The sequence below is a fragment of the Caenimonas koreensis DSM 17982 genome (assembly GCF_009646335.1).
GTDB classification, from domain to species: Bacteria; Pseudomonadota; Gammaproteobacteria; order Burkholderiales; family Burkholderiaceae_C; genus Ramlibacter; species Ramlibacter koreensis.
In genome coordinates this window covers 16479-36966 of the sequence record NZ_WJBU01000023.1, presented here as the reverse complement: position 1 = coordinate 36966, position 20488 = coordinate 16479, and the positions used below count along the sequence as shown (strand labels likewise).

Below are 20488 nucleotides of genomic sequence, written 5' to 3'. Positions count from 1 at the left end.
CATGGTCCTTCTCTCAAATAAAAGCACCGCATTGAACGTAGACATCCCTGGCACCGTGGGTTCTTTCAGGGTCTCAAAAGAGGACGGCGAAAAGGCAGGAGTAGAGGTCAAGTACATACTGACGCACGTAACGCTGTCGCAAAAGGCAGGTCAGTTGCAGCTATTGGATATGCTCGCACCGGTACGTGAGGTCTTCGACCTCAAGCAACTCGACTTCGACGAAATAATGCAACGCGACATCGAGGACTCTCGTGTGTCGCTGGAGCTAATTCCATATTTGCTTGACGCCTCTGTGTCCGGACAGATCAAGCTTTTCCCGCCGATCGTGGTGATCGTGCTTCCATTGAAGCCGCTGAGCAAGATGCCGGCTGACTTGTATAACAAGGTCGAACTCGCCAAGACACCCTCCGCTGCCCACTCGGGATATTCCGAGCAGCGCCTGACAGCCGGCCAGCTGGGGCAGGAGCAATTTCAGTTTCTTGAGTACGTCGACTCGAACGGAGCTGTGTCTCCTGATAGCGCGCGATTGCTGTTGTCGCGCGATAACTGCGCGCTCGCGATTGTGGACGGGCAGCATCGTGCCATGGCGCTCCTAGCCCTTCATCGTAACTTGACGGGTACGTGGACGGACTCTCGTCGAGCGCCGTACGAACGGTATTACAAGGTCTGGCCTGAGAAAGAAATACGGTCGTACAACCTTGACGACTTGCAGATGCCGATGATCATTTGCACGTTCCCGCAGTTGGACGTCGATTGCAAAGACAATCTCGACGTTGTCCGGGCCGCGCGCCGCGTATTTCTGACCCTAAACAAGACGGCCAAGAAGGTTTCCGAGTCGCGCAATAGATTGCTTAACGACCAGGACATTGTTGCGGAATGCTTGCGCGAGACTCTGTCGCACATCAAGCAGCTTGCGGAAAAGGACGACACCGCAGTGCGCATATGGAATGTGGAGCTGGACCAGGAGGGGGATCGCGTCAAGGTCAATAGTGACGTTGCTTTTAGCGGTGTGAGCCACCTGTACCACATGGCCGAGCACATCCTAATGAGCAGCGACTACGTTCGCGGCTTAGAAGCGCGCAGCAAAATTGGCGCTCCAAAGCGCAAGCTCGCCGAGGCATATCAGCGCTTGGGTCTGAAGGACACCATTCCGCAGGACAAGCGAGAGGCGAATACTCGCACGAACTATTCGGACGAAATTGCTCAAGAGTTCCGCGCGCAATGGCGCGCTCGCTACGTGCCGGTAATCGACAAGCTCTTCGGAAAATTCGTGCCGCTGTCCGCGTTCGCGCGAGCAACGCTGTGGTTGAAGGAGGAATTGAAGGGGCGCCACGAGCCAGAGCTTGAAAGCATCCTTTTTGACGGCGAAGGCACCGCACGCACATTCGATGAATTTCGAGAGGGCTTGGACCGCCGATTCAAAGACAAGGAGCCCGGTTGGACCTCGCCGGCAATCGTGGAGACGCTTACTCGGGTCGAAGGGCTCGTTAAGAAGCGGCGCGAGCTGATTGGAGAGATGCGAGCTAAGCGGGCCGCACACCTTCTTGAGGCACTGTCAACCGCGACGCTGAAGAAGCTCGCACCGGACGGACAGATGCATCAAGGCCTTCGCGACGCGATTGATCGCATGTACGAGAACGTCTTTGAGACAGTTGCGTTCCAAACCGCATTGATCTGCACGTTCACGGAAGCTATCGAGCAGGCACAAATCGCGGATGAGTCGGCCCAGGCTTCAGCGCTCGACAACTATGTGGACTCGCTGCACAAATTCTTCCGGCCCGGAAGCCTCAAGGACCTGGAACGACTCATGCAGACATTCGAAGGGAAGCTAGAGTCTGATCCCGACGTGCGCGTGGTCCTTGGTGGACCGACCTTTCGCGGCGTCGTGCTTACAGGCGAAATGCAGCCCGCCGAATGGCCGAAGTATCGCTATCTCCTTCTCGAACTCTGGACGCCTGTTGATCCTGAGCTGCAGAAACTGGTCGAGACCGATCGCATCGCGTGCCGTAAGCGAGTTGCAAAGGACCTGCTCGCTCGCAAGGTGAGGCAGTATTGCGACGACAACGCGGTCGCGGTGGAAGACATCACCAAAGATAAGCGCGCTGAGCTGACGGCCAAGGCCAAGACAGACTATGAAACCTTCTTGGCGAATGTTCGAGGAAAAGCAACGCCGCTCGCGGCTTCTGATTTCGAAGGTGCTGTGCCTGTTCCAATGACGGACAACGAGGCCTAGGCGGGAGTCAACCCGACGCGCCTCGACCAAGCCGCGATCAATTGATCGATTGCACTGGATTCTTCCGGCGACAGACCGTACTGGGCGTGGAGCCTACTCATGTAGAGGCGCAGGCGCCGCAACTGATCGTTCCAGGCTAAGACGTTGATTTGCATTTGTGGCTCGCCGTTGCCGTGCGGCTCGACCTGCTGCGGCGGCAGCAAGCAGCACATGAGGATACGCAAAGACTCGTCTTCTTTATCGACGAAATGAAGCCAGTAGGGAAATAGGTCGGTGAGCTCGCGCATGTACCGCTGTACGCACGCGTCGAGCCAGACTTCGCCGAGTTCGTAGCAGCCCTCGAATTCGATTCGCACACGACCAGCGAACTCGCGGACGGCGCCTGCGCTCACGATCATTTGCTCAAGCGCGTATAGCGGCGCGCGCAGGTTCAGCGCGGCGACGCTTTTTCGCTCTAAACGCAGGATGACGAAGTCAGCCATACGGGCAATATACGACCGCGCGGCGTACCTTACCGCTTCATGCCCACCGCCACTTTTCGGCCTTGCATTCGGCCTCGCGGCGCTTCGCGTCCTGGTAGGTCATTGGCTCGCACCGCCACCGTTGAATCATCCAGCGGCGCCGGCTGGCCAGCTGCACGCGCTCGAATCCGCCGAATGACATCTCATTGACCATCACGGTGCTGAGGGTAGGGCGCCAAAGGGTCGCTAGCGGCTTTGTCGTTGTCGACGCTCGCGTGTTCGTGGCGAAGTCCAGCGGCCAAAGCAGCAGCACGTCGACGTGGCGGACCTTGTCGGAGTACAGCTGCCCGAACAGCGGCCGCTGCTCACCGTGGCCGGGCGTCGGAACCCCGCCGTCGTAGCCGAGGCACACCTTTACAAACACTGGTCAAGCATACAGTATTTGACCAGGAGCGGGAAAGCCGCGGTCGAGGCGATACTTTGCCCATGTGCTACTCGGCCCAGATCGTCGCGGAGTGGAAGAAGTACAAGCGCAATTTCGGCGTCGAGATCAGCGTGCAGGATTACTTCGATCTCTTTTGGCGCCGGCGTGCCGGCGAGAAGATCAAGATTCCCAAGGCGCTTGAGGACGGCTTTGCCGATCCGCAGACGCAGGCCGAGCGCGACGTGAAGGCGTTGATCGACGAATGGCGCGAGGCGGAACAAACACGGCTGCAGCAGGAGCTTTTCAAGCAGCGACAGCGCCTGGCGGCCGCGGAGCGAATTCTCGCGACGAAGATCACGAAGAAAGCCCAGCACGACCAGCGCATCGCGTCGAGCAAGACTGAGCAGATCCTCGGTTGGCTGGCGGATCTGGAGCGCACCGAATCAAAGCCGCGCGACGCGCGCATCTACCCGAATGTGTTCACGCACGTCGTCGTTTCGGAAAACGGGAAACGCGTGCTGCGGCCAATGCGCTATGGCTGTCGGCCCGCCGGCAAGCCGGCCTTCTACGACACGAAGTATCCCGGCACCTACAACGCGCGTCGCGACAACCTCGAGGGATTTTGGAAAGGGCAGTTCGGCCGGCATCACGCGATCGAGGTGGTCACCGCGTTCTATGAGAACGTCGATCGCGATGGGTCGAACGTCGTGCTCGAATTTAAGCCGTCGATGACCGACCCGATGCTTGTCGCATGCTTGTGGTCGCATTGGTCGGCGCCAGGCGAGCAGGATCTGCTTTCGTTCTCCGCGATCACCGACGAGCCGCCGGCGGAAGTGTCAGCTGCAGGGCACGATCGTTGCATCATCCCGATCAAGCCGGAGAACATCGATGCCTGGCTCAATCCAGATCCTGCGAATCTCGCTGCGTGCTTTGCGATTCTTGATGATCGCGAGCGGCCTTATTACGAGCATCGGCTTGCGGCGTAATCGGCGTCAAGGCGCCGCGAACGGGCGCGGCATCTTGCCGCGCCCTGGGCGTGCAGCCCTAGAAGTTGTCGTCGTTTGCGGCTGGCGTATTGAGTAGGCGCTCGAGGGCCATGCCGGCAGCAGTCAGCCTGCGCGTCGTGTCCTTTCGTCTCCCATTCACTCGAACGCTGTAGTCGAGCAGTGAGTGACGGTAGACGACTTCGCCCGTGCGTCGGGCGTGAAGGATTTCGCCGACGAGCTCGATCCAGATATGGTCGAAGTCGGCACGGTTCATCCCGTGATGGACTCGTTTCATGTGTAGCCTTTCAAAATAATTTGATGACCGGATTCCCGGTCGTTGAACTAGAAAATCAGGCCGGATCGTTTTTCCGGCTCACGCACCTCCTGATTGGGGACTCCGAACAATTCACTCTCGTGATCGTCGAGGTCAATGAATTCGGGGGAGAAAGGATCTTGCAGGTTGCCGCGCCAGCGCGGGTCCAAGGCCTGCCCGAAAAACGCGAGAACGACCTTGCCGTGCTTGGGTAGGTACTCGTTGACGCGTGCGATCGGCTCGCGCAGTGCGAATGAATCCGAGACCACTATCACGCGATGTGTGTCGCACAGGCGTGCCATCGCAAAGGCGATCGACGTGTCAAAACGCATGAGGCGGTTCGCCTTTGCCAGGTCGGCGCCAACGCCAAAGAGCAGGTCTGGCGACACTACGTGCGCCTGCCAAGGTCTGCATGCGCGAACTTCCCATTGCAGCCGCTTTTCCGCGAAATCGAGGAATCGTGTCTGGCTGGAATTGGAGGGATCGGCGCTGGTCCACATGGACCAGATGGATTTCGGTTCGCCTTCGCCCGCCGGATGCAGTCCGGGCACCTTGAAGGCAAGGACGTCGACGAAGACAGGGTAGTTGAGGCGCTGGTTATCGGGCCGATGTGCGCTTGCGAGATAGAGTGCGGATCCGTCGATCAACACTGCGCATGGCGGGGAGGGTTCGACCTTCGTTTCGCGGTCGGGGACGTACGCGCGGATGATCCGCGGTCTGGCGGGTTGCATAGATTCTCCAAATAAAGACAGGCCAGCATTCGCTGACAAACGTGAGGGGTTTCCCTCTGACCGAACACTCTAGCAGCGATTCTCTGCAGGCGCAACCGAGCGGCGCAGCTTGATGTCGAGATTGATTTTGCGTCTGGCCGTTGGCCACCGGGCTCTATCTTCGCAGTCGCTGCGACCAGGCCCTGCGGTCCTGGCCCCTGCGGGTGACGATCCCATGACGCCTGCGCTGCTACGCAGCTGCGCGCGACCGCTTGCCTCTTTGGGGAATGCGCACGCGCAATCCCCCGCCGCGCTGCACTTGGCCGCCCCCTGAAGGCTTCCGACCTGGCTGGGCCAGATCGGTGTGCGGGCTTCGCCCTGGGCGCCGGCGAAGCCGTCGCGAGTGAGCGCCTGCGGCGCTAGAGGCGCTCGGCGCGCGCCGTTGTGCCTCGATCGGAGTGGGCCTGTACCGCGTGTTCCCTGAGTTCGCGTCTTGTTCGTGGACCTTAGCGAGTGCGGTCCATCCGGCAATGGCTTTCGCGGGATAAACGCGCCTCCCCGCTGCGCGGGTCCCCTCATTTATTCCACGGTCCATTGCCGGCCGGCCCTTCATTCACTCGCTGAGCGGACCACGGACACGAACTCAGGAAAAACGGCGGCAGGCTTCCAAGGCCTTCCAGTCTCAGCACAACACAAATCGCTGGACTGAATCTTGGAATCCGGTCAGCGGGGTTCGGGAAGTCCGAATCACATCAACACACGCAAAAGGAATCGACATGCTCACACGCACCAATGAAAAGACCACCAACAAGATCAAGGCCGCGAAGGCTGCACACAATGCCATCGCGCTGGCTTCACAGCCCTCGACGTTCATCGCCTTGAACATGCTTGTGGTGTCCGAAGACAACGTGCGGACGACGGCGAGCGCGGACGGCATCGCTGAGTTGGCCGCGTTGATCTACTCGCAAGGCCTGCTCATGGCGTTGCACGTAGTGCCCGAGCTGGTCGATGGTCGCGAGACGGGGCGCTATGAGGTTGTCGCTGGTGGGCGTCGCCTGCGTGCGATGCAGCTGCTGGTGAAGCAGGGAAGGCTTGAGGCCGATTCGCCGGTCGAATGCAAGGTCGTGTGCCGCGATCACGCGACTGAGGTGAGCATGGCCGAGAACCACCACGAGGCAATGCACCCGGCTGACGAATTCGAGGGCTACAGGAAAATGGTCGAAGAAGGCCGCAGCATCGAGGACGTGGCCGCGCGCTTCGGCGTGACGGTGAAATCTGTACAGCGTAGGCTCAAGCTGGCGAACGTCGCTCCGGTGTTGCTGGCGCAGTATCGGCAGGGCAAGGCTACGCTCGATCAGATGCAGGCGCTGGCTGCGACGGACGATCAGGAGCATCAGGTCGCGGTCTGGAATTCCTTGGACAGCTACCAGCGGCACGCGCACACGTTGCGCAATCGCCTTTTGATCGAGGAAGTGCTAACGACGGATGCGCGCGTGAAGTTCGTTGGCCTGAGCGCGTACAAGGCCGCAGGCGGGACCACGCGGCTCGACCTGTTCTCACCGAAGGAGCAGACGTATCTCACCGATGTTCCGCTGCTCGACCTTCTGCTGGCAGAGAAGCTCGACGGCGAGGCCGACGCTATCCGTGCCGAGGGCTGGCGTTGGGTGGAAGTGCGCGCGCGTTTCGACTACTCGGACAAGTCCGCGTACTCGGCGATTCGTCCTGCGATGCGTGAGCTGACCAAGGGCGAGGCTGCGGCGCTCGCTGCACTGGAGCGCAAGATCGAAGCCAACGAGCAAGCGAGCGAAGAGGCGGGCGATGAGAATTGGGAACGCTTCGCCGATGAATCGGATCGGCTGGACAACGAGCTGACGGCAATGCGGGCAGGGCTGCTTTGCTGGACGGACGAATGCAAGGCCATGGCCGGTGTGGTCGTGACGCTGGAAAACGGCGTGTTGGCGGCACATCGCGGCTTGGTGCGGCCCGAGGACCGGAAGTCCACGCGCGGGCTGGATGCCGCAGGGATCGAATGCGACAGGCCTGCAAAGGCAAAGCCCGACGTTCCCGAGAAGCTGATGCTGTCCTTGACCAGTCATCGCACGCTCGCTCTTCAAGCTGCGCTGCTCGACAACCAGCATGTGGCGATCGCCACGCTCGCGCATGGTCTGCTGATGTCCTCGCGCCATTGCAGTGACCGCAGCTGCGCGAAGGTGAGTCTGACCGAGAGCCGTCACAGGACGGAGAACTTGGCCGCTGGATCGGCTGACGGTCGCGCGATCAAGTCCCTCGACGCCGTTGCCCAGCGATGGGACGAGGCGCTTCCCGAAGAGGAAGGGCAGTGGTTTGCGTGGCTGATCACGCAGTCGATGGACGTGCTGCTGGACCTGCTTACGTACCTGACCGCGCAGAGCATCGATGCTGTCCACGGTCGTGAGCGCGAGCACTTCCAGCCGAGCGACGAGCTCGCCGAGGCGCTGTCTCACGATATGGCCGACTGGTGGGAAGCCACGCCGGACACCTACCTGCAGGCGGTGCCGAAGGCCAAGCTGATCGACGCCGTGACGCAGGCGGTGGACGCGAAGGCGGGCGAACCCATCGCTGCGATGAAGAAGGATGCGGCCGTGGCTGCTGCGGCCGCGCAACTGCACGGCAAGCGGTGGTTGCCGAAGCCGCTGCGCCGCAAGCAGCGCGAGGAAGTCGCTGCCGATTGATTGTGTGTGGTGTGAACTTTGCGCGGGCTTCGGCCCGCTTTTTTGTGGGCGGGTGAGGACGGCCTGAAGTGAGCCGCTGCGCGGCTTGTCCTTTGCGTCCTTGCTTGGCGCTTCGCGCCATGCACGGCCGGGGCCGCGATCAATCTGCGGCTTGGCTCCATGCTCGATGCTCGGCATAATGCACGCTAGGCATCCGCCCGAGCTTCCAGCGGCTCAAAACAGATCGGTTTCCTTTTCGCCTTCCTTCAACCGCATGCGACTCCGCACGGTGTGGGGCAAGTAATCGCTGGATTGCCCTGTGCCGATATTGGAGCTTTGCATGACAGTTGATGTCTCACGCTTGGCCTATGAACTTCGCAAGGCCAGCGAAAAAACCCTTCATCCCCTCAAGCTCGGGCACGCCCAGCAGCTGGTCGTTGCCGCATTGGGCTATGGGTCACTCGCGGCCTACCAGGCCGCGGTATCTGCGGGCGACGAATCGTCCGATCTGGCCGAGGTTGCTCATGTCGTGATCCAGGCGGATGTCCTTGAGGAACGATGTTCGGCGTTGGTCCCGCAAGCCGAAGTGTCCTCGATCGCGGCGTTGATCCGTCAGGCGGTCTCGGGGTGTTTGCCTCGGGCCGCAGTGCACGGGTCGGAGAACGCCTGGTTCGACGCGATGCACGATATGGTCCAGCGCGAAACGTACAACGACGGACAGACCGGCAGCGCGATGGCGGTCACGAACAACGATGGCGTGAGGGAAATCTACATGCCGTTTGACGTGTCGATCGCCGATCTGCCGGGAATCGGTGACGTGCACGAGGAGGAGATCGTCGGTCACGTCACGATGGAGGTCGATACCGAGCGGCCGTACTCGGGTCACAAGGTCGACGTGCGCGCCTCGCTGTTCCTGGAGCGGCTCGGGCGATCGGTTCTCGCCCACGCGAGGTTCGAGGTCGAAAGCGCGCAACTCAACTACGACTGGGGCGGCGACAAGGAGGAAGCGCAGGTCCGTGCTCCATTGTTTCTCGCCCGCACCGAGAATGTCCAAGATGACCGAGGCTCTTTGTACTCGCTGGCCACTTTCGTTATCGACGATGAATCGCCGCTGTCCGATCCTCTGGCGGAGGACGAGCTCTTTCATGGGATCGATTGGCACGTCCGCGCGGACGACATCACGATCATCGACGTTCAACTGCCAATCGTTCCCGAGTTCGTGACGAAAGCGATTCGGCGCTTAGGGCACACAGGCTTTCCCATAGTGGGGGTTCACATTCGCCAGTGCTCTTTGGATGACGACTACTCGCTGTCGCATCCCTTCTTTGAGGCATGCCGCGTTGCGGCCGGCGAAAACGGCCAGATATGGCATCCGATCAAGGGGACGTTTGTCTACCGCAATCCCATGCCGTTGGGGTAACGGCCGTCGAGTGGCTTCGCCGGCGCGCGGCGTCAAGAGAGGCGCTGCGCGCCTGGCTTAAGCGCAGGTCGCTCAAGAAGGGAAATCTAGCCCGCAATGGCCGGAACGCCGCCCTCGCCGGGCAGCAACCACGTCCACCGCGGGCCAGATATCCCGTTCGCCGCTCGGCTTATCCCTGGGGTCCGCGCACAGCGCTTCGCGCTATGCGCAAGGGCAGCGCCGCGCGTTCGCTTGCGCGGTGGCCAGAAAGCAAACGACCTCCCGAGGGAGGTCTTTACTACGTCGAGGGACCCGTGTCGGGTTAGTGCTCGCGCGCGATTCGATTGTAGAAGTGTCAAGCACGCGCCTGCGGCCGGTAGCTGCTATCCGTTGGTCGGAGGAAAGAGGGGCGACGACGACGGTTCAGTCCTCGTCGCCTCGTCCACGGAATGCGATGTGTGGCGAGCCTAACGCGTTGGGGCGGTGACTTGCGCGCCGGCTTGGGCCCAGAGCTTCGCCGCGTCATCGACCCAAAACGCCACGTCGAAATGTCCACCGCCGGCGCCGTGGGACATGTCCCATGTCGTGGCGGCGGGTTCGCTTCCGAACAGTGCTCCTGCATCAGCAGTGAAGTGTTCCTGGTAGGTGTATTGCAGTGCTGGATGTCCACGCACCGAATCCAGGTCCTTGGTGGCCAGGACCGCGATCAGCAGCGTGTGGGTGTCGGGGCACTCTGAGTGGCCGCACGGAAAGGTCACTTCGAAATCCGGCTTCCAGTCGTCGACGGCGGCTGGGTTGTAGCGCCATTGCCAACCAGCCAGGTCAAAGAATGCGGCCCACCTCGCTTCGAGTGCCGTTCTGAATTCGAGTCCGTGATAGTTCGCCATGTGCATCGCTCCGTGGTGTGAGGTTTGTTCGTTGTGAGGCGGCACTTTACCCGCGCACGGGGGCGACTTTGGTGTGGGCGTCTGGCCGTTGGCCACTGGGCTCTATCTGCGCGGCCCAGGGCCGCTGCGACCAGGTCCTGCCGGTCCTGGCCATGCGGGTGACGATCCCATGACGCCTACGCTGCTGCGCAGCTGCGCGCACGGCTTGCCTACAGGGGGAATGCGCAAGCGCAATCCCCCATCGCGCTTCGCTTGATCTCCCCGTGAAGGCTTCCGACCTGGCAACGCCAGATCGGGGTGCGGGCTTCGCCCTGGGCGCCGGCGTGTGCCGTCGCGAGTGAGCGCCTTCGGCGCTAGAAGCGCTCGCCGCGCGGCGGTTCTTCAGTCGCGTGAGCCGGATCGCTTTGGATCTCCGATTCCCTGTGTTCTTCGCCTTCACCGGGGACTTTGCGGCCCGGCTCGCTGAGGACCGGCTGCGCCTGCAAGGGGTGTTCATAACGCTGCGCGTTACGAATGCTTCCCCTTGCTCCCCATCGCGCCTGCCCGCTGTTTTCCCCTGGGCGAACGAACTCAGGGAAACGGCGGCGACATCCGGGAGCCGGCCCGAGCGCCTGAAGAACCCTCAACGAAGAGGGCTCCTGAATCTAGGGACCCGGCAGCACTGAAAACCGAAAGGAATCACATCATGACCACACGACTCGCATCTCGCTTCGGCCGCAACTCTTCTTGCCTGCGGAGTACGGTGCCATTGACCGAGGACCAGATGCGCAAGGTTGCGCCCTCGATCTTCGCGCCTGCACCTCACGACAGCAGGTCGGAGCGATACACCTACATTCCCACGGCAACGGTGTTGACCAAGCTGCGCACCGAAGGGTTTCAGCCGTTCGTCGTGGCGCAAACGCGCGTGCGCGACGAAAGCAAACGCGAGTTCACGAAACACTTGCTGCGCCTTCGGCACGCCAGCCAAATCAACGACGCTGAAGCGAACGAGATCATCCTCTTGAACAGCCACGATGGCACGAGCAGCTACCAGATGATGGCTGGAATGCTGCGCTTCGTGTGTACGAACGGGCTCGTATGCGGTGACGTAGTGGGCGACGTACGCGTGCATCACAAAGGCGATGTGGTTGAAAACGTGATTCAAGGCGCGTTCGACGTGCTCGATGGTTTCGAGCTTGTGCGCGAGGTGCGCGACTCCATGCGCGCCATCACGCTCGAGCCGGCCGAGGCGGAAATCTTCGCACGCTCCGCGCTCGCGTTGAAGTACGAGCCCGAGGAAACGAAGCCCGCGCCCATCACCGAAGCGCAGCTGCTCCTGCCGCGCCGCTCGGCCGACGACAAGCCGGATTTGTGGACCACGTTCAACCGTGTTCAGGAGAACATGATTCGCGGAGGATTGGCGATGCGCAGTGCCAACGGCCGCCGCCAGCGCACGCGGGCAGTGCAGGGCATCGATCAATCGGTGAAGATGAATCGCGCGTTGTGGATGCTCGCGGAGGAAATGCGCAAGCTCAAGGCGTGATGCCGCACGCGGGGCTGCGGCCCGGCGTGTTGGCCGCGGGCTGATGCCTATTCGGCAATGCGCCGTCGCGGCCAGAGACCGGCTCGATGCAGGCCGAGCAAGCTCGTACCCATGAAACCGGCCTGCTGAACGAGCAGGCCGTAGCGGTCGATACCGAGCGCGAAGACCATCATGGCGACGTTCGCCGCCAAGAAGGCGATCCACCCATAGCGTGAGACGCGGCTGTGAGTGGCGAGGAGGTACGCGCCGACTAGGCCGAGCAGCGAACCGGTCCATTCAAGAGAGGTCAGCATCTTGAGTCCTATTTCCCGAGCATGAAAGAAGTGCCCAGCCCAACAACCAAACCAGTCGCGAAAACCAGCGGCACCAGCCACAACAGCACCGAAGCCGGAGACTTGTTCGCCACCACTTGAGCAACTGCCACCGCGGGTGCCGTCGCGACAACAGGCGCGGGGTGCCCGCCGCGCGGCAATGCGTCGAGCGTTGACTTCAGTTCAGCCGTGCGTTGCATGAACTTAGACAACGCCTCGTTGGCCACCGCCACGAAGTCATCGACGTTTCGTGTCGTCACCGCATTGAAGTCCCGGGTCGCCGCAGCGAGTTTCTCGGCCGCCGCATCGGTTCGGCTGTCTAGCACCATCAGGTTCAGGTCGACGAGCAGGAAGGCCGGGTCGTCCTCGTCCAGCTTGACGCCCGTCTTCTCGACGAGCGCCGCGATGAGTTGACGTCGGTCCACTTAGAAGTCCACCGCGGCGAGCTGCTCAAAGATCTCGCGCTGCATGGTCTTGATCCGCTGCTTGGCCATCAACGTGAACTCGCTGCTGCTCAGGACCTCGTTGAAGGTCAACTTCTTCGAGGTCATCACCTCCACGTCCTTGCCGAACGTGTCCTGATTGCGCTTGGCGATGCGAATGATGCCGCGCACCTTGTCGGAATGGTCGGCATAGGCTTTCATGTCCGTGAAAGTCTTTCCGTTGGCCTCGATCGCGCCGAAGAATGCATTCAGCCAGATCACGATGTTCTTGGTCTCGGCCTGCCCGGCCAACTGCTTGAAGCCGGCGAGCGTGTCCGTGAGGGCCTGGCCACCGGTTACGACGCTGTGAATGAACACCTCGCGCCCGGCCTCCTGCAGCATGGGAATTGCATTGTTCTCGATGAGGTAGTTTGACAATGGGACGAAGCTCGAGGCGCCGTTGTCAACCACGAAGATGCCGTCCTCGGTCATCAAGCGTTCCATCAGCTGGTCGAGGTTTCGCTCGTCGATCTTCGAGCCGCTCAGCAATTGAATGTGTTGAGCGCCCAGGGCCTTGTAGCTGGCCAGCGTTTGGTTCACCGGATCGGTATCGACGCACTTCACGGTGCACCCGTCGATGCTCTGGAAGAACTGAGCGAGCAGGGCGGAGACGAGCGACTTGCCGACGCCGCCCTTGCCCTGCAAAGTGAAATGGACGGAAGACTTCAAAGACTTCTTCGCTGTGTTCGTGGCCATGGGTTCTTGGTTTCCCCTAGATCAATTCGGATTCGTCAATGGCGCTTGTTCCAACGAACTCGAACCCCTTGCTCTTCGTCAGCGGGTTGTTCGGAGGTCGCGGGGGCAGTCTCGAAGAGGCGGCCGTCACGAATGGCGCATCTGTCGGCGTTTCCGGGATGGGCGGAGGGCGGACCTGCTTCTGCGCGGCTCCAAGGCGGGCGCGATACAAGAAATTGCGGAAGCCTTTCAGCGTGGTCTTGTATCCGCGGGCTTCGAGCTCGGACACGAAGACTTCCTGCCGTACCCCGAACGACAGGCGTTCCTCAAGCTCACTGAGATGTTCCCTGATGTACCCAGCCAGGCTCTGCGTTCGATTCATTGGCTCGCATCCTTTTTGCGCGCTCGTATTGTCGGTCCTTTCCACCAGAAACTCAGTAGTTTGGTGACAACTTGCTTTGCAATTGGTGATATTGTGAGTCGTGGTGATATTTCGCTTTTGTATTGGTGATTTGTTTGTATGTTCATTGGAGAAATGGCAATCTAAAGGTGGTGATAAGGGATATAATTTTGCTAATGCAGGATAGGCTACCGCCGGAAGTTGTTGCTACAACTAGGCACGCTTGACGACGTGAAGGGAGAGCGCTGTGGCGCGTGACATGCTCAGGGTGGACGGAGTACCACCCGACACCAGGGAACAGCTTCAGGAAGCTGCAAGACATCTGTATGGCCAGGCGAATGCGTCCCTGATGGTCCGTTCGCTGATCGCGTCGCACTTGGCCAAGTCGCCGGCGACGGCGTTGCCGCTGACTCCCGACCAGGCCGAAGACACGGTGCGCGTGGAGCTGCGCTTGCCGCGCGTTGCCGTCGAAAAGATCAATGACCTGGCCGAAGGCCGATTCTCGGCGCGCAACTACTACATCACGAGCCTCATCCTTGCCCACCTGGGGCAGCCTCAATTGCAGGGTGACGAGATCGAGGTTTTGCGCCGTTCCAACTACGAGCTGGCCAAGGTGGGCACGAATCTGAACCAGATCGCGCGCGCCTTCAATTCCTTGGTCAAGATGCGCGGCGGCGAGAAAATGCCGGAAGTCGGCAAGAAGCTCGCCTCGCTGCGCAAGGAGATCACCGAGCACGTCGGCAAGGTGTTGCGGGTGCTGAATGCGGGCACTACAGTTTGGGAACAGAAGGGACGCGGGCAGCGCGTGCGCAAGCGTTCATAGTTATTGAAGGGAAGACCGTGTTAGACCTGGGCATCAACAGCGAGAGCATTAGCTACGAGGTGGCACTCGAAGTGCTGGGCCAAAGCCGCCAACCATTCATGCAAGCGATTCACGACGAGCGCCGCAAGGTCGCACCGTCGCAAGCCTTGATTGCGTATTGCGAAGCTCGCCTGAAGGCGATCGACGAGCTGCAGGAGAGTTTGCAGCCGGCCGACAGGACCACGATCGAACGGATCCTGTCCAAGAGCGATCCTGTATTCCGCGCTTAGTAGTGGCGACGGCCGCTTATCAGCCTCTGTCCGACGCAGAGGTCCGCGAGATTGCGTCCGCGTACTTCTCCGATCGACAAGCGAAGACGCAAGCGCAAAACCGACCCACCATCGTCTTGGTAGGTGGTCAGCCTGGCGCGGGCAAGAGCGTGGCGGCCGCCGCGGTGCGCTCCGAGCTTGCCGCGCAGGGTGGGTTCATTCATGTCGACGCCGACCGGATGCGCGAACGCATCCGCATCGGAGACAGCAGGCCGCCATCCGAGCAGACACAAGCTGACGCTGGCCGCCTGGTCACCTCGCTGCGCGAGCTGGCCATGCAAGGACGGCGCAACATGGTGGAGGAGGGCACGTTCCGCAATGCCGACGGTGCCGGCAAGTTCATTCAAAGTCTTCGAGAGCAGGGATACAGGGTCGAGCTCGTGGCTGTGGCCACGCCGCGCGAGGAAAGTCTGCTAGGCGTTTATCAGCGCCACGAGATGCAGCACGCCGCCGGCTCGAACAACCCGCGCTTCATCGCCGAGTCGTATCACGACGATGCGCTCCAAGGCTTCGATACCACCGTGGCCAAGACGGCGACGCAGCTCGATCGCGTGCGCGTGGTCAATCGTACCGGCGAGTTGCTGTACGACAGCAACTCGCCACGCAATAGTCAGGGAAACGCCTTTGAAGCGCTGGCCACCGGCCGCGCGTTGTCGGACGCCAAGCTCAGCGCGCTTGGCAAGGCGTGGACGGCCGTCGAGGCTGCGGCGGCGGCCCGCAGCGCTCCATCAGCCTACCTTGAGGCTATCGCAGGGCACGAGCGACGAGTCCAGGACATGCAGAAAGCGCGGATTCACGATCATGCGATGACCAGGTTGAATGCCAACGCCGCGACGTTCGCCAGGGACTCGCGCTTTGCCCAGCACACTGGCAACGAGCTGGTTAAGGCGGCCTACTTTCGAGGCTTTCACGAGAAGGCAGCTCAATTCCACGATCTCGTACCAAATTTTGAGAAGTTCGACGCTAAGGTTGCCGATCGCGCGGCGCTGGGCAAGCTCCCTGATATGGGCGAATTCGAACGGCCTTTTGCGCTACTGCGGGACCGCAGCGAGGTCGGACAATCGCTCTAGACGCACCCGGTAGCCTTACTGTTGTCCGCAATTACCCGACGTTGGGTCGCTTCGCTGCCCTCCAAGGGTGCGACGACGCATTGCTGAGCGGCGAGCCGAAGGTGTGATACGAACAGATGCTCTTCCGTTTGAACTGTAGAGCTTGACATTGCCCTGGGGGCAAGGTTCACACTCGCCGGGTTGCTTAGAATCAATTCTTGATGCTCCGTCTTCGTGTCGTTCTAGCTTGGCTGCTCCTGCTCGCGCTTCCGCTGCAGGGGTTCGCCGCTGCTTCGATGCTTTACTGCGGGCCGGCGGGCAAAGCCGCGCTGGCGAGCGTGGCCACGCATGCCCACGGTGAACCGCATGCCCACGACGGCAAAGTGGCTCATGATCATCAACACGATCACGTGTCGCCAGGTTCTCAGCCTCATGAGGCAGACCAGCAACTGCCCGATGCCGGCCACAGCTGCGGAGTCTGCGGTGCGTGCAGCCACAGCGTGGCAATCACCGAAACACCTCATCTCGTGAACCCGACGCCGGTGCCGCATGTCCTGCGGTCCGAGTTCTTCGTCGCCTTCCCCACCCGGCCTTCGCCGGTCCCCGACAAACCGCCTCGCGCGTGAATCCCGCTTCGGCCGTGCGGCAAGCCCGCACGGCGTGACGCAACACGTCCGTCCGTCGCTGCTCACGCTGCGGCGTCGTCCGTCCATTCGCGAGGATGCACATGTCTTCTTTCAAGCCCGTGCGCTGGCTGGCGCTGATCTTCATCAGCGCGACAGCGATTGCGCAGCAGCCGCCACAGCCTGTGGCTTCAAGTCCGCAGCCGCCCGCTGCGGCGACGTACAGATCGGCCTTCGATGGCTACCGCCCCTTCACCGACGAGAAGGTGCTGACCTGGCCCGAATCCAACGGCACGGTCGGCCGCATCGGTGGCTGGCGCGCCTACGCCGCTGAGGTTCAGGGAAAGCCCGCTCCTGCTGCAGCGGGTCCGGCGACTCCAGCCGCGTCCGGGTCGCAGCGCCCCGCATCGCAGGTCGGCAGCGGCCATCAGCACTAGGAGCGGGCATGCGAACACACTTGCGAAACCTCCTCATTCCGGCCTCGGCATTGGTCCTCGCGGGCTGCGCTTCGGTGAATGTCGATCAGGCCATCGAAAAGACCAACGAGACAGCCGCATCCTTCACGCAGGGCAAGCTGGCCGCGCGCGGTGGCGATGCGCCGGAGGCCAAGCGGCAGAAGCTGGTGGACGAGCTGCTGGACACGCCGTTGTCTCGCGACGCAGCCGTTCAACTCGCGCTCGCCAACAGTGCGGCCTTCCAGTCGCTCATCGCCGAGGGCTGGACGCAGCTGGCGGCCGCCGACCAGGCCGGCCGCATCGCCAATCCAGTTTTCAGCTTCGAGCGCATGCGCTTTGCGGACGAACTGGAGATCGGCCGGCTGCTCTCCATGGGTTTGCTGGACCTGCTCACCCTGCCGCAGCGGCAGGTGATCTCGCGCAACCGCCTGGCCCAGTCGCAGCTTCAGCTGACAGGCAGCGTCATCGAACAAGTCACGCTCGTGCGGCAGGCCTGGGTTCGCGCGGTAGCGGCTAGCCAGCAGCATGAGTACGCAAAGCAGATCAAAGACGCCGCCGAAGCCAGTGCGGAGCTCGCGCGCCGAATGCAGCAAGTGGGCAATTTCACGAAGCTGCAGCGCGCACGGCAGCAGGTGTTCTACGCCGATGCCACTGCGCAGCTGGCCGCAGCGCAACACACGGCGACGGCCGCGAGAGAAGAGTTGATTCGCTTGCTCGGCTTGGACGATGCGCAGGCCGCGCGCCTGAAGCTGCCTGATCGACTGCCCGAGCTACCCGGTGCGCCGCCGTCGCCTGCCGACACCCGCCAGGCCGCGCTGCAGCAGCGGCTCGACTGGCAACTCTCGCGTCTGCAGCTCGAGGCAGCCGGCAAGGCGCAGCGCCTCGACCTGCTCTCTCGGCTTGTCGACACCGAAGTTGGGGTGAGGCGCGACACCGTCTTCGACAACGCGACCGGCTCGCGGGCGACGCGCCGGGGCTACGAACTGGACGTGCGTCTGCCTTTGTTCGATTGGGGCGGCGCGCAGCGCGCTGCGATGAACGCGCAGACGCTCGCGGCCGTGAGCCGTTATGAGCTGGTCACACGCTCGGCAAGCTCCCAGCTTCGCGAAGGCTACTCGGCCTACCGCACTGCGTACGACATCGCCAAGCACTACCGCGACGAGATCGTGCCGCTGCGCAAGACCATGTCCGAGGAGAACGTGCTTCGCTACAACGGCATGCTGATCGGCGTGTTCGAGTTGCTGGCCGACACACGCGAGCAGATCGCCAGCGTGATGGCGTCGATCAACGCGCAGCAGCAGTTCTGGCTGGCCGATGCCGCCATGTCCGCCGCCCTCATCGGCAAGCCCGTCGCCTTCGGACCGGCTTCAATCAATAACAGCACATCCGGCAGCAGCGAGGGCCATTGACATGACCACCAGCAGACGCAATTTCCTTACTGGCGCCAGCGCGATCACCGCGGGCGTGGCGGCTGCCAGCGTGAGCAAGGTGGCCATGGCCGCCTTGCCCGAACCCGCCGTGCAGACCAAGGCCGATACGGCCGGACCGCTTCATCCATCGAGCGGTCGTTCCTACAACCCCGTCGTCACGCTCAATGGCTGGACCTTGCCCTGGCGCATGAACAACGGCGTCAAGGAGTTCCATTTGGTCGCCGAACCCGTGGTGCGCGAAATGGCACCGGGCTTCAAGGCGCACCTGTGGGGCTACAACGGCCAGTCTCCCGGACCCACGATCGAAGTCGTCGAAGGCGACCGCGTGCGGATTTTCGTCACCAACAAGCTGCCGGAACACACGAGCATGCACTGGCACGGCCAGCGCCTGCCCAATGGCATGGACGGCGTCGCAGGCCTGACGCAACCGTCGATCCAGCCCGGCAAGACCTTCGTGTACGAGTTCGTCGCGCGGCGACCCGGCACGTTCATGTATCACCCGCACGCCGACGAGATGACGCAGATGGCAATGGGGATGATGGGCTTTTGGGTCACGCATCCGAAGTCCAAACACCCACTGATCGAAGAGGTCGACCGCGACTTCGTGTTTCTGCTCAATGCCTACGACATCGAGCCGGGCTCCTACACGCCCAAGATCATGACGATGCTGGACTTCAATCTTTGGACGTTCAACAGCCGCATTTTCCCGGGCATCGATTCGATGAACGTGCGGCGCGGCGACAAGGTGCGCATCCGCATCGGCAACCTGACGATGACCAACCACCCGATCCATCTGCACGGCCACGAGTTCATGGTCACCGGCACCGACGGCGGCCCGACGCCCAAGAGCGCGCGCTGGCCGGAAGTGACGACCGACGTGGCCGTCGGGCAAATGCGGCAGGTCGAATTCATCGCGGACGAGGAAGGCGATTGGGCCTTCCACTGTCACAAGAGCCACCACACGATGAACGCGATGGGCCACGACGTGCCCACGATGATCGGCGTGGATCACCGCGAGGTGGTCAAGAAGATCACGCAGGTGATCCCCGACTACATGGTCATGGGCGAGCGCGGCATGGCCGACATGACGGACATGCAGATGCCGCTGCCGGACAACACCGCGCCCATGATGGCCGGTGACGGCCCGTTCGGCTCCGTGGAGATGGGCGGCATGTTCACGGTCGTGAAGGTCAGGCGCGATCAGAAGCCGGGCGACTATCGCAACCCGGGCTGGTACAAGCACGCGCCCGGCACGCAGGCTTACGAGTGGCGGGGCGAGTTGCCCACCGCGCCCAAGGCGCAAACGCAAGGCTCCGGCTCGATGCCGGCGAAGGTCGCGCCGCCCAAAGACACCGAGGTACAGATCCGCAAACCGAACGGCCACTCCGGCCACCACTGACGGGAACAAGACATGAAATCCATCCACTTCCTTATCGCAGGCCTGATCGCTGTCGCCGGCACGGCAGCCTTCGCACACGGCAACGAAGAGCATCCAGCTAAGGCGGGCGCCGTGCGCAAAGAACAGAAACCGTGGGGCATCGCGGCCGATGCCAAGAAGGTCACCCGCACGGTCGAGCTCACGATGAGCGACAACATGCGCTTCACCCCCGATCGCATCGAAGTCAAGCGCGGCGAGACCGTCAGGCTCGTCGTCAAGAACGCGGGCCAGATGCTGCACGAACTCGTCATCGGCACCAAGAAGGAACTTGATGAGCACGCCGCGCTGATGATGAAGTTTCCGAACATGGAGCACGACGAGCCCTACATGACACACGTCAAGCCGGGCAAGAGCGGCGAGCTCGTCTGGACCTTCAATCGGCCCGGTCAGTTCGACTTCGCCTGCCTCGTGGCCGGCCACTACCAGGCCGGCATGGTCGGCAAGATCACCGTCAACCCCTGAACTCTTCCATCCATTTCAAAGGAGAAACCATGAAATCCCTCAATCGCTTCGTTCTTGCTGCCTTGCTTGGCGCTTCGATCTCGCACGGCGCAGCCCACGCTCAGATGAGCATGCCTGCGGCGAGCGCCGCGGCGCCCGCCGACTACACGGACGCCGAAGTGCGCAAGGTCGACAAGGAAAACAAGAAGATCACGCTCAAGCACGGCGAGATCAAGAACCTCGGGATGCCACCGATGACGATGGTGTTCGACGTCAAGGACGCCACCGCGCTCGACAAGGTCAAGAACGGCGACAAGGTTCGCTTCAAGGCGCTGAACGAGGGCGGCAAGATGACCGTCGTCGAGATTCAGCCGAGTAAATAGGAACCTATGACTCCTCCACCGCGACGGTCGGCGGTGGCGTTGTTT

The 20488-nt window shown here is 61.8% G+C and carries 23 protein-coding genes; 14 read left to right on the top strand and 9 right to left on the bottom strand.

What is annotated here, in order from left to right; translation table 11 throughout:
* Position 1 precedes the first annotated feature (1 nt).
* On the top strand, positions 2 to 2233 hold the full coding sequence (locus GHT07_RS18970) for a ParB N-terminal domain-containing protein (protein WP_153586673.1): 2232 nt from the start codon (positions 2 to 4) through the stop codon (positions 2231 to 2233).
* Here GHT07_RS18970 and GHT07_RS18965 read toward each other — a convergent pair.
* Both GHT07_RS18965 and GHT07_RS18960 read right to left on the bottom strand, forming a co-directional pair.
* A complete protein-coding gene (locus GHT07_RS18965) occupies positions 2230 to 2715 on the bottom strand; it encodes a hypothetical protein (protein WP_153586672.1) in 486 nt (161 codons plus the stop codon). The two genes, GHT07_RS18970 and GHT07_RS18965, sit on opposite strands and share 4 nt — an antisense overlap.
* A 37-nt stretch (positions 2716 to 2752) precedes the next feature.
* Complete coding sequence (locus tag GHT07_RS18960) at positions 2753 to 3118, bottom strand: hypothetical protein (protein ID WP_153586671.1); 366 nt, start codon at positions 3116 to 3118, stop codon at positions 2753 to 2755.
* A 62-nt stretch (positions 3119 to 3180) separates the two neighbouring features.
* Between GHT07_RS18960 and GHT07_RS18955 the strand changes: the two genes are divergently transcribed.
* Positions 3181 to 4104, top strand: a complete 924-nt coding sequence (locus GHT07_RS18955; RefSeq protein WP_153586670.1) for an SOS response-associated peptidase family protein — start codon at positions 3181 to 3183, stop codon at positions 4102 to 4104.
* Between the two features lie 58 nt (positions 4105 to 4162).
* Here GHT07_RS18955 and GHT07_RS18950 read toward each other — a convergent pair whose 3' ends face one another.
* Positions 4163 to 4399 carry a hypothetical protein gene (locus GHT07_RS18950; protein ID WP_153586669.1) on the bottom strand — a complete coding sequence of 79 codons (237 nt, stop codon included), beginning with the start codon at positions 4397 to 4399 and terminating at the stop codon, positions 4163 to 4165.
* A 47-nt stretch (positions 4400 to 4446) separates the two neighbouring features.
* Positions 4447 to 5148: a hypothetical protein gene (locus tag GHT07_RS18945; protein WP_153586668.1), complete on the bottom strand. Its 702-nt coding sequence runs from the start codon at positions 5146 to 5148 to the stop codon at positions 4447 to 4449.
* Between the two features lie 755 nt (positions 5149 to 5903).
* Here GHT07_RS18945 and GHT07_RS18940 point away from each other — a divergent pair.
* Positions 5904 to 7838 (top strand): ParB/RepB/Spo0J family partition protein, encoded by a 1935-nt coding sequence (locus GHT07_RS18940; protein ID WP_153586667.1) that lies wholly within the window; start codon positions 5904 to 5906, stop codon positions 7836 to 7838.
* A 319-nt stretch (positions 7839 to 8157) separates the two neighbouring features.
* Complete coding sequence (locus tag GHT07_RS18935) at positions 8158 to 9237, top strand: hypothetical protein (protein WP_153586666.1); 1080 nt, start codon at positions 8158 to 8160, stop codon at positions 9235 to 9237.
* Between the two features lie 446 nt (positions 9238 to 9683).
* Here GHT07_RS18935 and GHT07_RS18930 read toward each other — a convergent pair whose 3' ends face one another.
* Entirely contained in the window at positions 9684 to 10103 is a 420-nt protein-coding gene (locus GHT07_RS18930) for a hypothetical protein (RefSeq protein WP_153586665.1), read from the bottom strand.
* A 685-nt stretch (positions 10104 to 10788) separates the two neighbouring features.
* Here GHT07_RS18930 and GHT07_RS18925 point away from each other — a divergent pair.
* Positions 10789 to 11625, top strand: coding sequence for a DUF932 domain-containing protein (locus tag GHT07_RS18925; RefSeq protein ID WP_153586709.1), 837 nt, complete (start codon positions 10789 to 10791; stop codon positions 11623 to 11625).
* A 47-nt stretch (positions 11626 to 11672) separates the two neighbouring features.
* On the opposite strand, the gene GHT07_RS18920 is transcribed toward GHT07_RS18925, so the two are convergent.
* Genes GHT07_RS18920 through GHT07_RS18905 form a run of 4 tightly spaced genes read right to left on the bottom strand, consistent with a single transcriptional unit; the run spans position 11673 to position 13475 of the window.
* Entirely contained in the window at positions 11673 to 11918 is a 246-nt protein-coding gene (locus GHT07_RS18920; RefSeq protein WP_153586664.1) for a hypothetical protein, read from the bottom strand.
* Between the two features lie 8 nt (positions 11919 to 11926).
* Positions 11927 to 12361 (bottom strand): hypothetical protein, encoded by a 435-nt coding sequence (locus GHT07_RS18915; protein WP_323741018.1) that lies wholly within the window; start codon positions 12359 to 12361, stop codon positions 11927 to 11929.
* On the bottom strand, positions 12362 to 13114 hold the full coding sequence (locus GHT07_RS18910) for a nucleotide-binding protein (protein WP_153586663.1): 753 nt from the start codon (positions 13112 to 13114) through the stop codon (positions 12362 to 12364).
* 16 nt (positions 13115 to 13130) lie between these two features.
* On the bottom strand, positions 13131 to 13475 hold the full coding sequence (locus tag GHT07_RS18905; RefSeq protein ID WP_153586662.1) for a hypothetical protein: 345 nt from the start codon (positions 13473 to 13475) through the stop codon (positions 13131 to 13133).
* Between the two features lie 265 nt (positions 13476 to 13740).
* Between GHT07_RS18905 and mobC the strand changes: the two genes are divergently transcribed.
* From mobC to GHT07_RS18860, 9 genes are all read left to right on the top strand, one after another.
* Positions 13741 to 14316 (top strand): plasmid mobilization relaxosome protein MobC, encoded by a 576-nt coding sequence (gene mobC / locus GHT07_RS18900; RefSeq protein ID WP_323741017.1) that lies wholly within the window; start codon positions 13741 to 13743, stop codon positions 14314 to 14316.
* A 17-nt stretch (positions 14317 to 14333) separates the two neighbouring features.
* Positions 14334 to 14585: an antitoxin gene (locus GHT07_RS18895; RefSeq protein ID WP_323741016.1), complete on the top strand. Its 252-nt coding sequence runs from the start codon at positions 14334 to 14336 to the stop codon at positions 14583 to 14585.
* A 2-nt stretch (positions 14586 to 14587) separates the two neighbouring features.
* Positions 14588 to 15694, top strand: coding sequence for a zeta toxin family protein (locus tag GHT07_RS18890; protein ID WP_323741015.1), 1107 nt, complete (start codon positions 14588 to 14590; stop codon positions 15692 to 15694).
* A 200-nt stretch (positions 15695 to 15894) separates the two neighbouring features.
* Complete coding sequence (locus tag GHT07_RS21795; RefSeq protein WP_407646661.1) at positions 15895 to 16299, top strand: DUF2946 family protein; 405 nt, start codon at positions 15895 to 15897, stop codon at positions 16297 to 16299.
* Positions 16300 to 16400: 101 nt separating this feature from the next.
* Positions 16401 to 16733: a hypothetical protein gene (locus GHT07_RS18880; protein WP_153586660.1), complete on the top strand. Its 333-nt coding sequence runs from the start codon at positions 16401 to 16403 to the stop codon at positions 16731 to 16733.
* Positions 16734 to 16741: 8 nt separating this feature from the next.
* Entirely contained in the window at positions 16742 to 18160 is a 1419-nt protein-coding gene (locus GHT07_RS18875) for a TolC family protein (RefSeq protein WP_153586659.1), read from the top strand.
* Position 18161: 1 nt separating this feature from the next.
* A complete protein-coding gene (locus GHT07_RS18870; protein ID WP_153586658.1) occupies positions 18162 to 19580 on the top strand; it encodes a multicopper oxidase family protein in 1419 nt (472 codons plus the stop codon).
* A 12-nt stretch (positions 19581 to 19592) separates the two neighbouring features.
* On the top strand, positions 19593 to 20081 hold the full coding sequence (locus tag GHT07_RS18865; protein WP_153586657.1) for a cupredoxin domain-containing protein: 489 nt from the start codon (positions 19593 to 19595) through the stop codon (positions 20079 to 20081).
* Positions 20082 to 20110: 29 nt separating this feature from the next.
* The gene (locus GHT07_RS18860) at positions 20111 to 20443 is read left to right on the top strand and encodes a copper-binding protein (protein ID WP_153586656.1); all 333 of its coding nucleotides are present in this window, start codon (positions 20111 to 20113) and stop codon (positions 20441 to 20443) included.
* The last annotated feature ends 45 nt before the right edge of the window (positions 20444 to 20488 follow it).

Bases quoted from the DNA above. Each gene is read 5' to 3' on its own strand.
- GHT07_RS18935 (WP_153586666.1), top strand. From the start codon at position 8,158: ATGACAGTTGATGTCTCACGCTTGGCCTATGAACTTCGCAAGGCCAGC.
- GHT07_RS18950 (WP_153586669.1), bottom strand. From the start codon at position 4,399: ATGAAACGAGTCCATCACGGGATGAACCGTGCCGACTTCGACCATATC.
- GHT07_RS18965 (WP_153586672.1), bottom strand. From the start codon at position 2,715: ATGGCTGACTTCGTCATCCTGCGTTTAGAGCGAAAAAGCGTCGCCGCG.
- GHT07_RS18955 (WP_153586670.1), top strand. From the start codon at position 3,181: ATGTGCTACTCGGCCCAGATCGTCGCGGAGTGGAAGAAGTACAAGCGC.
- GHT07_RS18945 (WP_153586668.1), bottom strand. From the start codon at position 5,148: ATGCAACCCGCCAGACCGCGGATCATCCGCGCGTACGTCCCCGACCGC.
- GHT07_RS18865 (WP_153586657.1), top strand. From the start codon at position 19,593: ATGAAATCCATCCACTTCCTTATCGCAGGCCTGATCGCTGTCGCCGGC.
- GHT07_RS18920 (WP_153586664.1), bottom strand. From the start codon at position 11,918: ATGCTGACCTCTCTTGAATGGACCGGTTCGCTGCTCGGCCTAGTCGGC.
- GHT07_RS18930 (WP_153586665.1), bottom strand. From the start codon at position 10,103: ATGGCGAACTATCACGGACTCGAATTCAGAACGGCACTCGAAGCGAGG.
- GHT07_RS18860 (WP_153586656.1), top strand. From the start codon at position 20,111: ATGAAATCCCTCAATCGCTTCGTTCTTGCTGCCTTGCTTGGCGCTTCG.
- GHT07_RS21795 (WP_407646661.1), top strand. From the start codon at position 15,895: ATGCTCCGTCTTCGTGTCGTTCTAGCTTGGCTGCTCCTGCTCGCGCTT.
- GHT07_RS18870 (WP_153586658.1), top strand. From the start codon at position 18,162: ATGACCACCAGCAGACGCAATTTCCTTACTGGCGCCAGCGCGATCACC.
- GHT07_RS18970 (WP_153586673.1), top strand. From the start codon at position 2: ATGGTCCTTCTCTCAAATAAAAGCACCGCATTGAACGTAGACATCCCT.
- GHT07_RS18875 (WP_153586659.1), top strand. From the start codon at position 16,742: ATGCGAACACACTTGCGAAACCTCCTCATTCCGGCCTCGGCATTGGTC.
- GHT07_RS18940 (WP_153586667.1), top strand. From the start codon at position 5,904: ATGCTCACACGCACCAATGAAAAGACCACCAACAAGATCAAGGCCGCG.
- GHT07_RS18925 (WP_153586709.1), top strand. From the start codon at position 10,789: ATGACCACACGACTCGCATCTCGCTTCGGCCGCAACTCTTCTTGCCTG.
- GHT07_RS18910 (WP_153586663.1), bottom strand. From the start codon at position 13,114: ATGGCCACGAACACAGCGAAGAAGTCTTTGAAGTCTTCCGTCCATTTC.
- GHT07_RS18905 (WP_153586662.1), bottom strand. From the start codon at position 13,475: ATGAATCGAACGCAGAGCCTGGCTGGGTACATCAGGGAACATCTCAGT.
- GHT07_RS18880 (WP_153586660.1), top strand. From the start codon at position 16,401: ATGTCTTCTTTCAAGCCCGTGCGCTGGCTGGCGCTGATCTTCATCAGC.